We start from the raw sequence: 12,803 nt of genomic DNA, 5'->3' as shown, positions 1-12,803 counted from the left end.
CGGCCGGGTCAGAACGAGCAGTCCACCAGCACCGGCTCCGGGTGCAGCGTCACGCCGAAGGCCTGGCGGACGCCGTCGCGGACGTCGCGCGCCAGATCGAGGAGTTCGTCGGTGGTCGCCTCGCCCCGATTGGTCAGGGCCAGGGTGTGTTTCGTGGACAGGCGGACCGGGCTGTCCGGGCCGGGATAGCCGCGCGCGTATCCGGCGCGCTCGATCAGCCAGCCCGCCGAGAGTTTGACGCCTTCCTCGGCGGGATAGGTCGGCACGGTGATGTCGCGGCCGATACGTTCGTGGATGCGCCCCAGGATCGCCGTCGCGTCGTCGGGGGCGACGATCGGATTCGTGAAGAACGAACCCGCACTCCAGGTGTCGTGATCGTCGGGATCGAGCACCATGCCCTTGCCGCGGCGCAGGGCCAGCACCTGCTCGCGTACGGAGGCCGCGTCGGCGTGGTCACCCGGCTCGATGCCGAGTGCCGAGGACAACTCGCGGTAGCGCACCGGCGCGCTCACCCCGTCGTCGTTGAGCCAGAACGAGACCGCCACCACCACGTGGTCGTGACGATGCTTGAGGTTGCTGGTGCGGTAGCCGAGGCCGAGTTCGGTCGGCGCCACCCATCGCAGTTTGCCGGTGCGGCGATCGAGTACCTGCACGCTGCGGAGCAGATCGGCCACCTCGACGCCGTAGGCGCCGACGTTCTGTACCGGTGTTGCTCCCGCCGCCCCCGGAATCCCGGAAAGGCATTCCAGCCCACCGAATCCCGCCTCCAGGGTGGCGGCGACGAGGTCATCCCAGCCCACTCCGGCATCGGCCGTGACATGCGCGCGGCCCGACTCTCGTCCGGTGCCGAACTCGACCCGTGAACTCTCGATGAGGACGGCGGTGCCGTCGAACCCCTCGTCGGCGATGACCAGGTTCGATCCACCGCCGATCAGCAGCAGACGTTCTCCGGCCTGGTCGAGGGCGGTGATCTCGTCGACCAGGGCACGCGTGTCGGGACAGTGCACGACGTTGCGCGCGGGCCCGCCGAGGCGCAGCGTGGTCAGTGCGGCGAGACGGCTGGCGGCGAGATGGCTGGTGGGGGCCGCCGGCGCGGTTCGGTTCACCCCTGAGTCGGTCACCTGTGTAACCGTAGTCGCACTTCGGCGGTCCGGTACTCTCCCCCTCATGGCCAGCAAGATGGAACACGCGGTGTCCTACCCGTTCTCGGTTCAGCGGCTCTGGGAGGTCCTCTCGAGCGAGCAGTACTGGCGCGACCTGCTCGAGGCCATCAACTCCAGCCACGGCAAACTCGAGACCTTCGCGGCCGGCGACGACACGGTCACCGTCACGATGCAGCAGGGCGTGCCCGAGGAGAAGTTGCCGTCGATCGTCACCAAGGTCCGCCCCGGCGACCTCGAGATCCCGCGCCGGAGCACCTTCCGACTGGCCGGCGACCAGATCACCGGTGAGATCGTCGCCACCGTGGCCGGCGCACCGGCGAAGGTGAACGGCACCCTGGTGGTCGCCGGTGACCCCGCGTCGACGACCTACACCGCCGACGTCGAGGTGAGTGTGCCGTTCGTCGGCGGCAAGATCGAGAAGGCCATCATCGACCAGCTCGTCGAGCTCCTCGACTCCGAGCGCGAGCAGACCGTGGCCTGGGAGGCCGCCAACCGCTGACCCGCCCTCCGATACGGCCGCAAGTTCCCTCCGCACGCGGCGGGACGACGCGGCAGGCCTCGTCCTCGGGCGCGGGGGATGCGCAGCCTCCGGAAGGGCAGCGACTTGGGTCGCCGACCGGCGCTCGGTTAGCCTGGTCGAATGGCACGACGGCTCAGCTATTCGGCACGCTTCACCCATCCCGCCGAGACGCTCTATCAGGCGCAGAGCACCCGGCAGTACTGGGACGACATGATGGCGGGCTTCCAGATGATCTCGCCGCACTGCGAGGTCGACGACTTCACGTCCGACGAGACCGGACTCCGCGTCGTCCTCAAACAGACGATCGGCCGGGACCAACTTCCCGCCCTCGCCCAGACGGTGCTGATGAAGGACATGGTCATCACCCGCGAGGAATCGTTCGGCCCGTTCGACCCGGACAACACCAAGGGCAACTACAACGCCTCCATCCCGGCCGGTCCGGGCAGCCTCAACGGCTGGCAGGAACTGTTCCCCACCGAGACCGGCTGCACCATCCGCAAGACCACCGAGGTCAAGGTCTTCATCCCGTTCGTCAACGGGAAACTCGAACAGCTGATGCTGGTCAACCTCGTGGACCTCTTCCGTGCGGAGGCCGAGTACGCGGCGGACTGGGTCAAGAAGAACCTCTGACGGCCCGTCACGGCGAGAGCGTGCCCGGCGACAGGAGGATCTCCGGTCGGATCACACGTGGCACCACGAACATCAACCGGCTTCGCCGGGTGGATCGCTGGATGGCGCACAGCCCCGTGGTCCTCGACGTCCTGACCGCGGTGCCCCGACCACTGGTCGTCGACCTCGGTTACGGCGCCCGCCCGGACACCACGGTGGAGATGGCGACCCGCCTGCGCGTCGTCGCTCCCGGCGTCGACGTCGTGGGTCTGGAGATCGACCCGGAACGGGTCGTCGCGGAACGTGACGGCGTCCGCTTCGGGCTCGGTGGATTCGAGTTGGCCGGACTGGCACCACAACTCGTGCGCGCATTCAATGTCCTTCGGCAGTACGACGAGGCCGAGGTGGCCGACGCGTGGGCGCGGATGCAACGCGCACTCGCTCCCGGTGGCCTCATCGTCGAGGGCACCTGCGACGAGATCGGGCGTCGATGCAGCTGGGTGCTGTTGGACGCCGGCGGACCGCGCAGTCTGACGCTGTGCTGGGCGCCCGAGCACACCGCGCGGCCCTCCGAACTCGCGGAACGGCTGCCGAAGAGCCTCATCCATCGCAATGTGCCCGGCGAACCGATCCACCGATTGCTGCAGCTCGCGGATCGGAGCTGGGACGTCGCGGCGACGCACGCGGCCTTCGGGCCGCGGTCGCGGTGGCGGCAGGCGCTGACGTTGCTGCGTGCGCAGGGCGTCGACGTCACGATCCCGCGCGGTCGCACCGTCGACAACGTGTTGTCGGTGCCGTGGGCGGCGGTCGCGCCGACAGAGTGACCCCCTTGTCACGAAGTCCGTTTGTCACGAAGTCCAGTTGTCACGAAGTCCGTGATCACTACCCTGGTGCCATGCGAATCGCGATGGCGCAGATCACGTCGGGCACCGACCCGACCGCCAACCTCGCGGTGGTCGAATCGGCCGCCGCCGACGCCGCGGCGGGGAATGCCGACCTGGTCGTGTTCCCCGAGGCGACGATGTGTCGTTTCGGGGTCCCGCTCGGGCCCGTGGCCGAACCCCTGGACGGCCCGTGGGCGTCCGGGGTATCGGAGATCGCGGCCCGGCACGGCCTCACGGTGGTCGCCGGCATGTTCACCCCCGACGGCGAGCGGGTGCGCAACACCCTGGTCGTCGCCGCGCCCGACGGCACGCGGCTGTCGTACGACAAGATCCACCTCTACGACGCATTCGGGTTCGCCGAGTCCCGGACCGTCGCCCCGGGGACCGAGCCGCTGACCTTCGACGTCGGCGGCGTCACCGTCGGCGTGGCCACCTGCTACGACATACGTTTCCCGGCACTCTTCACGGAACTGGCACGTCGCGGCGCCGAGCTCATCGTGGTGCCGGCCTCCTGGGGAGCCGGCCCCGGCAAGGTTCACCAATGGGAGGTGCTGGCGACGGCCCGGGCGCTGGATTCGACGGCGTTCGTCGCGGCCGTAGGGCAGGCCGTGCCCACCGAATCGTCGGTGCGCGAGTCGTCGGCGCCGACCGGAACAGGACACAGCCAACTCACAGATCCCTTCGGTAGCGTGGTCGCCGCATACGACGAAGGCGTGCAGGTCGGGGTCCACGACGTCGATGTCAGCGCCGTGGAAAAGGCTCGTACCGCCCTGGCCGTGCTCGACAACCAGCGGCCCATCCCACAGGTCTCGCGACCGATCACCAACTGAGGACCTCACGACATGACCGACAGCGAGAACAGCGAGAACAAGAACGCCGACGGCACGAGCGGCGAGGCCACGAGCGGTCCCGAGGACGCAACGCCGCCACCGTCCGAGCCGGGCGGTCGGACCGACGATGAGCCGACCCCCGCCTACCCGTCGGACACCGGTGACCCGACCGCCAAGCTGGGTTCCGCCGCGCCGACCGATCAATCTCCCCGCGCCTACTCCCAGATGTCGCGCGCCGACACCGCGAAGTTCGAGGATCCCGGGCAGACGTCGTCGTTCGGCCCGAACGACGGATTCACGCCGGTGCCGCCGACCGCCCAGGGTGGCGTGGTCGCGACGTCGCCGGCCCGGCGGAACACCGGCAAGATCATCGCCGCGGTCTCCGCGGCGGTCGTCCTCGTCCTCGTGATCGCGGCGGTCGGCAGCGAGTTGTATCTGCGCAACAAGGCCACCGACTGCATGCAGAGTGCCTTCACCGAGCTGACCGGAACCGAGACGAACGTCTCGTTGAGCCGGAAACCGATGCTGCTGCAGGGTTTTGGCAACGACATCCCGTTCGTCCAGGTCGACACCGTCGACCAGCCGGGACAGATGCGCCTGCACGCGCGCGCCGAGAACATCAAGGGTGACGGCGACAAGTCGACCATCCAATCCCTGGTCGGGACGGGCTTCATCCCCTTCGACCGTGTCGTCGCGATGAGCAAGTCGGCAACCGCCTCCGGCGGCGGGACGTCGTCGGGCACCCAGAACGGCCAATCGGGTGCGAGCGGACTCATGCAGGGCGCCAGCATCGAGGCGGTCTCCGGCAACGCCGCCGATGGCACCATCAAGGTCGACTCGTCGGTGCAACTCGCCTTCCTGCCGATCCCGGTGTCCACCACCATCAAGCCGATCCTGCAGGACGGCCGGGTCCGCTTCGAGGTCGTCGAGGCCAACGCGTTCATCTTCGGCATCCCGGCCGACTTCGCCCAGCAGGTCGTCGACAGCGTGACCGGTTCGATGTTCGGCAAGCTGTTCGACGAGGTGACGGTGAAGAGTCTGAAGGTCACCGACCAGGGCGTCGACTTCGCCGTCGATGGTCAGGACGTCGCGCTCGACGGCCAGGTCGCGGGCGGCTCCGGCGACTGCTCGGCCGCCTGACCGCACGCTCCGGACCGGACACGAGACCCCGGACCTGCGCCGATCCGACACTGCCCGTCGACGTCGGTACGCTGGGAGATGTCCGATTTTGCCGGTCTGGCGGGTCGCCCTGTTGCTCCTCGGGAGGCAGGCTCCCCGAGATGACGGGTGAGCTGTACCCCCAACGGAGGAGAACATGAGCGCACTGATCCTGATCGCTCTCGTGGTCGTGGTGATCGTCGGCATCGTCGTGGTGTCGCAGCAGCGGTCCGGCGCCAACGCGGCCCGGTCGCTCGACGATGCGAAGGCCGATGCCCGACAGGCGATCGAGCGGCTCGGTGGCCAGGTCTACATGCTGGTCGGCGACGGCCCGGCGTCCAAGCAGGCGCTCGCCGACGCCGGCGAGCGCTACACCGCCGCGGGCTCGCAGATCGAGCAGGCCAACAGTCCCGCACAGGCGCGGCTGGCGAAGCAGACCGCCATCGAGGGGCTCTACTACATCCGGGCCGCGCGCACCGCGATGAACCTCGACCCCGGCCCGGTCATCCCCGAACTCGAGGGCCAGAAGAGTGCCGGTGCGGTCACCGAGGACCGCACGGTCGAGTTCGAGGGCCGACAGGTCGAGGCGTCCCCGGGGCCCTCGGAGCGGACACCGAACTACTACCCGGGTGGTCGGGTCGCCGGCCGGCCGGTCCCCGCGGGCTGGTACTCCGAACCGTGGTGGAAGCCCGCGCTGGTGGCCGGCGCGTGGGGCATCGGCTCGATGTTCCTGTTCTCCGCCATGTTCTCCGGCATGGCCGGTGTCAACTACGACGCCAACGCATTCGAGAGCGGTGCCGGTGACGGTTCTGATGCCGGCGCCCTCGATGGCGGCGACGGCGGTGGCGACGGCGGCGATGGTGGCGGCGACATGGGTGGTGGCGACGGCGGTGACGGCGGCGGCGGTTTCTTCGACGGTGGCGGTGACGGCGGCGGCGGTTTCTTCGACGGTGGCGGCGACTTCGGCGGCTTCGACTTCTGACCGCCCGCTCGATCCCCGAGGGGCCGACCGGTAACGGCCGGTGAGCTCGCTCCTGCCGGGTCGGCTGGGATCAGCTGAACACTACGGTCTTGCGCCCGTGCACCAGCACGCGGTCCTCGAGGTGCCAGCGCAGTCCGCGTGAGAGCACCATCGTCTCGATATCCCGGCCCTGACGGACCATGTCCGCCACGGTGTCGCTGTGATCGACCCGGATGACATCCTGTTCGATGATCGGGCCGGCGTCGAGGTCGGCGGTGACGTAATGGCAGGTGGCGCCGATCAATTTGACGCCCCGCGCGAACGCCTGGTGGTACGGCCGTGCGCCGACGAAGCTCGGCAAGAAGCTGTGATGGATGTTGAGCGCGCGACCGGCCCACGCCTCGCACAGCTGCGGCGGCAGGATCTGCATGAATCGGGCCAGGACGACGGCGTCCGGCGTGTACCCGTCCACGATCTCGGCGACGGCGTCGAATGCGGCCGCCTTGCCCTGCGCGGGGAACGGCACGTGGTGGAACGGGACGTCGAAGCGCGTGGTCAGCTCCTCGAGGTCACGGTGATTGCCGATGACCGCAGACACGGTGGCCGGCAGCTCGCCGCGGTGTGCGCGTCCGAGCAGGTCGACCAGGCAGTGACTTTCCCTGCTGACCAGCAGCACCGCCGACTTCGGCGCACCGCTGTCGGTCAGCCGCCATTCGGTCTCCGGACCGATCTCGGCGGCCACCTCGGCGGCGAAACGCGACCGCATCTCGTCGACGCCCATCTTCACCGATTCGGCACGCACGGTCTGCCGCGTGAAGAACCAGCCGGTTTCGGCGTCGGAGTGATAGGCGGCCTCGGTGATCCATCCGCCGATCTCGGCGAGGAAGCCGGAGATGCGGGCCACGATGCCGGTGCGGTCGGGACAGCCCAGAGTCAGGACATACCGGTGCTCGGGTTCGGCTCGGTCGGCGGTGGTCGTTGCGGAGGTCATCTCAGGTACTGCCACACATGTCAGTGTGCCAAGCTCGTCTGTGTGACCACCAGCGACCTGACCCGCCGCGACGTCGCGGCCCTCATCGACCACACACTGCTCAAGCCGGAGGCCACCCGTGCCGCCGCCGAGGCGACCGCTGCCGAAGCCGCCGACCTCGGGGTGTACGCGGTGTGCCTGTCGCCGTCGATGCTGCCGATCGACACCGGCGCGCAGAAGACGTGCGTGGTGGCCGGATTCCCGTCGGGCAAACACCACTCGCTGGTCAAGGCCGCCGAAGCACGGCTGGCCGTCGACACGGGCGCCGACGAGATCGACATGGTGATCGACGTCGGTGCCGCGGTCGACGGCCGTTTCGACGAGGTGTTCGCCGACGTGCTGACCGTGCGGGAGGCGATCGGCGAGGGCATCGTGCTCAAGGTCATCATCGAATCCGCGGCGCTGCTCGACCTCGCCGGTCCCGACACGGTCACCGAGGTGTCCCGCCGCGCCGCGATGGCGGGGGCATCGATCGTCAAGACCTCCACCGGTTTTCACCCGGCGGGCGGTGCGAGTGTGGAGGCCGTCCGGTTGATGCGGGCGGCCGTCGGGGATCGCGTCGGGATCAAGGCGAGCGGTGGGATCCGGACTGCCGAGTTCGCGGCCGAACTCATCGGCGCCGGCGCCACCCGGCTCGGACTGTCGGCGTCGCGCGCGGTGCTCGACGGCTTCCCCGGGTAGCGCCCTCGGACCCTAGGCCCTGACCCGCCGGGCCTCCACCGCCGACCGGGCGTCCTCGGCGATCAGATCGGCGTTGACCGCGGCGCCGGCGCTGACCCCGGCACCCATCGACACGGCGACCGTGGCCGCGAGGTCGGCGACGTTGCCCGCCGCCCAGACGCCCGGGACGTCGGTGCGGCCCATCATGCCGGTGCCGACGTACTGCCCACCCATCGGATGGTCGGCGAGGACGCCGCCCAGTCGGGTGAAGAGAGCGGACCGGACGACGAAGCGTGGTGCCACCACCACGGCGTCGCGCTCCACCTCCGAGCCATCGCCGAGCACGACTGCCCGGAGGGCCCCGTCGGTGATCGCCAGATGGTCGACGGGCCCGTCGACCACGGTCACGCCGAGGGCCGAGAGCTGTTCGGCCTCGTCGGCCCCGATCTCGGGCATGGTGTGGGTGAAGAGGGTGACGTCGTCACTGAGCTGGCGGAACATCAGTGTCTGATGCACCGACATCGGGCTGGTGCCGAGTACGCCGATGCGCCGGCCCCGCACCTCGTAGCCGTGACAGTACGGACAGTGCAGCACCGACGATCCCCAGAGTTCCTGGACACCAGGCACTTCCGGCAGCTCGTCGACAAGGCCCGACGCGAGCACGAGGCGTCGCGCGGTGATCGTGGTGCCGTCGCCGAGACTCACAGCAAAGGAGCCGTTGTCATTTCGCGCGGCATCCACGACCTCCGTCGAGCGGATCTCGGCGCCATAGCCGCGGGCCTCGGCGCGGCCCTTCTCGAGCAGATCGAGGGGAGAGATGCCCTCGTGGCCGAGGACGTTGTGGGCACCGTGGGCGCCGGGAGCGTAGCGAGCGGGCTCGGTCGATCCGGCGGGGGCGTTGCGTGGTTGGCCGGCGTCGAGGACGACGACGGAGCGCAGTGATCGGGCCAGGGTGGTCGCGGCGCTGAGGCCGGCGGGACCGCCGCCGACGATGGCCACGTCGAAGGTCTTGGTACTCATGGTTTCTCGCTTTCGGTGAGGTGAGGTGAGGTGAGGTGAGGTGAGGTGAGGTGACCGGTGGACCGTTGGTCCAGGGTGGTCGGGCGGACTAGGAGTCGTGCGGGCGACGTGCGATCCAGGCGACGCGCCGGCTGCGAACGGTGAGGTCGTCGCGCCGTCTCAGCGACGTCGGATCGCCGTCGAGCAGGAGGCGGTCGAGGACGGCCAGATCTGCCGGGGACAGGTCGTCGGCGATGCCGACCCGGACCCGCGACAGCCAGGCGACCGCATACTCGGCGGCCTCGGCGGGCGGGTCGTCGAGGGCGGTGACGATGTCGCGGGTCTCGACGATCTCGAAACCGGCAGCGGTGATGACCGGCGCCCACTCGGGCAGGGGCGAGCGAAGCGACGGGGAGTGATGCAGGGGCGAGCGAAGCGACGGGGAATGGTGCAGGGGCGAGCGAAGCGACGGGGAGTGATCCTGTCCGTTCGAGCCGCCGTTCCAGCCGTGGCCGATGATCGCCTCACGCAGGCGTAGTTCCACCGCGCCGTCGGCGGAGTCGGCCGGCAGGAAGGTGGGTGGTTCGGCGATCTCGACGACGGCCAGGATGCCGCCCGGCCGAAGCGCCCGCAACGTCGACCGCAGCAGGGCTTCGGCGTCGGCGAAATGGTGCAGGGTCGACGACGCCCACGCCACGTCGACCCCGGTGAGCTGGTCGGGGAGGGCCGTGTCGAGCTCGGCCGTCATGGTGTGCACGCGGTCGGCGAGTCCGGCCGTCGCGGCGGCGTCGGCGACCCTCGCGAGCATCTTCGGCGAGTTGTCGAGCGCGACGACGTCCGCGGCGGGGAATCGTCGGGCCAGGGTGAGGGTGCCGGTCCCGGTACCGGAACCCAGGTCGATGATCGTGCCGGGCTCGGCGACGAACGCGGCGATCCGGTCGGGTACCTCGGTGAGGTACTCCGCGGCGACGACGGCGTCGAGGTCGAGGACGGTGGCCATCGTGTCGGCGTCGGGATGTTCGGCGCCGTGGGCATGGGCGCCGTGGGCGTGCGCGCTGTGCGAGTGGGCGCTGTGCGAGTGTGCGCCGTGAGAATGGGCGCCGTGGTCGTGCTGAGGGCGTGGAGAGTGTGCCATGTCCTCGACGGTAGCGCGGCCATGCTCTCAGCGCATACACTCTTGCGCATGGAGCAAGAAATCGATGCCGTCGTGCGTCAGCGCATCCGTGGGCTCCGCCTGGCGAAGGGATGGACGCTCGATTCGCTGGCGGCACGGTGTTTTCTCAGCCCCTCGACGTTGAGCCGCATCGAGACGGGCCATCGACGTGTCGCCCTCGATCAGCTCGTGCCGATCGCTCGGGCGCTGGGGACCTCACTCGATCAGCTCGTCGAGCCGGTCGGCGACGACGACGTCGTCATTCGGCCCGACCCACACTCCTGGGCGGGGATGACCATGTGGAAGCTCTCGCGCGACGGCGCGCCGGGCGGGGTGACCGTGGCCAAGATGCGGTACACCCCGGAACACCGGGTCGACCCCGACAACCTCGGCGTGCATCCGGGCCGCGAATGGTTCACCGTCATCTCGGGGACGATCAGGCTCTACCTGGGCGATCGCGTCATCCTGGTCCCGCCCGGTCAGGCGGCCGAGTTCTCGACGATGGTGCCGCACGGCATGACCGCCGTGGACGGCCCGGCCGAGATCGTCTCGATCTTCGATCACGACGGTGAGCGGGCGCACATCCCCGGCTGAGCAGGCCGGGTGTTTGTGCTGAGCGCACCGTCACAGCCATATCACAGCAGGCAGAACGGGTTTGCACGGCTTTTCTCGGTATCCTGGGATCCGTTATGAGTGCGCATCCTCCCCTCTCCCGCCGAACAGTCCTGACGGCAGCCGGCCTCGGCGCCGTCGGACTGGCCGCCGCGGCCTGCTCGACAACCGATTCCGGGACCGACGACGGAAAGCCGAAGTCGCCGACGGTCAACGTGGTCTACACACCCGCGCTCGACTCCGACGACGCCCCCAACCCGACCGCCACGGTGTCGGTGCGGGCGGAGAACGGCCTGCTCAACCCCGACATCAAGCTGCTGAACCCGAACGGCAAGGTCGTCGCCGGCACGATGTCGGACGATCAGAAGACGTTCACCATCACCGAGCCGCTCGGCTACGGGACGAAGTACACGTGGCAGGGCAGCGCGATCGGGACGGACCGGGTCACGACACCGGTCGCCGGCTCGTTCACCACGCTGTCACCCGAGCAGCAGCTCAACGTGGTGGTCAACATCGGTGACGGCCAGGAGGTCGGGATCGCCGCGCCGATCATCCTCAAGTTCGACGGCACCGTCGAGGACAAGGCCGCGGTCGAGAAGGCACTGAAGGTGACCACCGAGCCGCCCACCGAGGGTGGCTGGGCCTGGCTGGGCGAGGACAACGGCTCCCGGGTGCACTGGCGCACCAAGGAGTACTACGCACCGGGGACCAAGGTGCACATGACCGCCAACCTGTACGGCGTCGACCACGGCGGCGGAGCCTACGGAGCCGCGGATGTGACCAGCGACTTCGCCATCGGCCGCTCGCAGGTGGTGAAGGCCGAGGCGTCGTCGCACCAGATCGTGGTGATCCGCGACGGCGGCGTCCTGATGACACTGCCGTGCAGCTACGGTGGCGGCGACCTCGACCGTAACGTGACACGCTCCGGCATCCACGTGGTCAGTGAGAAGTATGAGGACTTCTTCATGAGCAACCCCGCCGCCGGCTACTTCAACATCCGCGAACGCTTTGCCGTGCGCATCTCCAACAACGGCGAGTTCATTCACGCGAACCCGGAAACCGTTGGTGTGCAAGGGTCGTCGAATGTCACCAACGGCTGCATCAACCTCTCGCTGGAGAACGCGCAGCGCTACTTCGAATCGGCGATCTACGGCGACCCAGTCGAGGTCACCGGTACCCGGATCCCGTTGTCGGAGGCCGACGGCGACATCTTCGACTGGATCTTCGACTGGTCGCAGTGGCAGGGCATGTCGGCGATCAAGGGTGACCCGGATCAGGTGACCGCACCGGCGACCCCGTCCGGTGCCCCGACGTCGAACGCGCCGGCGCCCGTACCGGCCGGCTGACCTTTCAGATGGCGTGGGGCGTATCGGTTTCCGATACGCCCCACGCCATCTGCTCGAACGTGTCTGCGGATCAACCCGTCTTGACGTTGCGCCGCGCGGATGCCTGGTCGCGGGGCTTGAGGACGATCTGATCGAGGTCGACGTGCGGTGGCCGGGACGCGACGAATCCGATCACCTCGGCGACGTCGTCGGCGGTCAGCGGTGTCAGGCCCTGGTATACCGCATCCGCGCGCTCTTGGTCGCCGTCGAAGCGGACCAGCGAGAAGTCCGTCTCCACCATGCCGGGTGCTATCTCGGTGAGGCGTACGGGCTTTCCGAGCAATTCATAGCGCAGCGTGCGATGCATGACCGCCTGCGCGTGCTTCGCGGAGGTGTAGCCGGAGCCGTTGTCGTACGCCTCGAGCGCCGCGATGGAGGTTATCGTCACGATGAGTCCATCTCCGGAATCGATCAATGCGGGAATCAGTGCCTTGGTCACCCGCAGCGTCCCGAGGACGTTGGTCTCCCACATCCATCGCCAGTCGTCGAGGTCGGCGGTCGCGACCGGATCGAGGCCCTTGGCGCCACCGGCGTTGTTGATCAGGACGTGCACACTGTCGAGGCCCTCGACGAACGCATTCACCGAGGTCTCGTCGGTGACGTCGAGCTGACGGCCGGTGCCGCCGAGCTCGGCGGCCAGCTCCTCGACGAGCTCGGTGCGGCGTGCGCCGAGGACCACGTGATAGCCCTGCGCGGCCAATCGGCGCGCGGTCGCGGCCCCGATGCCCGAGCTCGCCCCGGTGACCACCGCGACCTTCTTCTCCGTCCCCGACGAACCTGGTTGTGCCGTGCTGCTGCTCATGAGATCAGCTTAGCGAGGCAGATCGGTTGCTAAATTC

14 protein-coding genes are annotated in these 12,803 nt (G+C 69.0%); 9 read left to right on the top strand and 5 right to left on the bottom strand.

The window, feature by feature from the left end; genetic code table 11:
* Positions 1–8: 8 nt before the first annotated feature.
* Positions 9–1,169, bottom strand: coding sequence for a UDP-N-acetylmuramate dehydrogenase (locus tag D7316_RS13370; protein ID WP_124708679.1), 1,161 nt, complete (start codon positions 1,167–1,169; stop codon positions 9–11).
* Here D7316_RS13370 and D7316_RS13365 point away from each other — a divergent pair.
* From D7316_RS13365 to D7316_RS13340, 6 genes are all read left to right on the top strand, one after another.
* Entirely contained in the window at positions 1,168–1,662 is a 495-nt protein-coding gene (locus D7316_RS13365) for a DUF2505 domain-containing protein (RefSeq protein WP_124708678.1), read from the top strand. The two genes, D7316_RS13370 and D7316_RS13365, sit on opposite strands and share 2 nt — an antisense overlap.
* A 141-nt stretch (positions 1,663–1,803) precedes the next feature.
* Positions 1,804–2,313 (top strand): DUF2505 domain-containing protein, encoded by a 510-nt coding sequence (locus tag D7316_RS13360; protein ID WP_124708677.1) that lies wholly within the window; start codon positions 1,804–1,806, stop codon positions 2,311–2,313.
* Between the two features lie 101 nt (positions 2,314–2,414).
* Positions 2,415–3,116 carry a methyltransferase domain-containing protein gene (locus D7316_RS13355; protein WP_331852570.1) on the top strand — a complete coding sequence of 234 codons (702 nt, stop codon included), beginning with the start codon at positions 2,415–2,417 and terminating at the stop codon, positions 3,114–3,116.
* A 71-nt stretch (positions 3,117–3,187) separates the two neighbouring features.
* Complete coding sequence (locus D7316_RS13350; RefSeq protein ID WP_124708676.1) at positions 3,188–4,006, top strand: carbon-nitrogen hydrolase family protein; 819 nt, start codon at positions 3,188–3,190, stop codon at positions 4,004–4,006.
* A gap of 12 nt (positions 4,007–4,018) precedes the next feature.
* A complete protein-coding gene (locus D7316_RS13345; protein WP_124708675.1) occupies positions 4,019–5,146 on the top strand; it encodes an LmeA family phospholipid-binding protein in 1,128 nt (375 codons plus the stop codon).
* Between the two features lie 175 nt (positions 5,147–5,321).
* Complete coding sequence (locus D7316_RS13340) at positions 5,322–6,146, top strand: DUF1542 domain-containing protein (RefSeq protein WP_124708674.1); 825 nt, start codon at positions 5,322–5,324, stop codon at positions 6,144–6,146.
* Between the two features lie 70 nt (positions 6,147–6,216).
* Here D7316_RS13340 and purU read toward each other — a convergent pair whose 3' ends face one another.
* Complete coding sequence (gene purU, locus D7316_RS13335; RefSeq protein ID WP_124711320.1) at positions 6,217–7,116, bottom strand: formyltetrahydrofolate deformylase; 900 nt, start codon at positions 7,114–7,116, stop codon at positions 6,217–6,219.
* A 42-nt stretch (positions 7,117–7,158) separates the two neighbouring features.
* Here purU and deoC point away from each other — a divergent pair, with 42 nt between their 5' ends.
* A complete protein-coding gene (deoC, locus tag D7316_RS13330; protein ID WP_124708673.1) occupies positions 7,159–7,836 on the top strand; it encodes a deoxyribose-phosphate aldolase in 678 nt (225 codons plus the stop codon).
* Positions 7,837–7,848: 12 nt separating this feature from the next.
* Here the strand turns inward: deoC and D7316_RS13325 are convergent, their stop codons facing one another.
* Positions 7,849–8,835 (bottom strand): NAD(P)/FAD-dependent oxidoreductase, encoded by a 987-nt coding sequence (locus D7316_RS13325; protein WP_124708672.1) that lies wholly within the window; start codon positions 8,833–8,835, stop codon positions 7,849–7,851.
* 88 nt (positions 8,836–8,923) lie between these two features.
* Positions 8,924–9,949, bottom strand: coding sequence for a class I SAM-dependent methyltransferase (locus tag D7316_RS13320; RefSeq protein ID WP_124708671.1), 1,026 nt, complete (start codon positions 9,947–9,949; stop codon positions 8,924–8,926).
* Positions 9,950–9,997: 48 nt separating this feature from the next.
* Here D7316_RS13320 and D7316_RS13315 point away from each other — a divergent pair, with 48 nt between their 5' ends.
* Together D7316_RS13315 and D7316_RS13310 are read left to right on the top strand one after the other, a co-directional pair.
* Complete coding sequence (locus D7316_RS13315; RefSeq protein WP_124708670.1) at positions 9,998–10,561, top strand: helix-turn-helix domain-containing protein; 564 nt, start codon at positions 9,998–10,000, stop codon at positions 10,559–10,561.
* Positions 10,562–10,656: 95 nt separating this feature from the next.
* Positions 10,657–11,925, top strand: coding sequence for a L,D-transpeptidase (locus D7316_RS13310; RefSeq protein WP_124708669.1), 1,269 nt, complete (start codon positions 10,657–10,659; stop codon positions 11,923–11,925).
* 70 nt (positions 11,926–11,995) lie between these two features.
* Here D7316_RS13310 and D7316_RS13305 read toward each other — a convergent pair whose 3' ends face one another.
* Entirely contained in the window at positions 11,996–12,766 is a 771-nt protein-coding gene (locus tag D7316_RS13305) for an SDR family NAD(P)-dependent oxidoreductase (protein ID WP_124708668.1), read from the bottom strand.
* Between the last annotated feature and the right edge of the window lie 37 nt (positions 12,767–12,803).

The sequence above is a fragment of the Gordonia insulae genome, from assembly GCF_003855095.1.
GTDB lineage: Bacteria > Actinomycetota > Actinomycetes > Mycobacteriales > Mycobacteriaceae > Gordonia > Gordonia insulae.
This window is presented reverse-complemented; position numbering and strand designations above follow the sequence as displayed.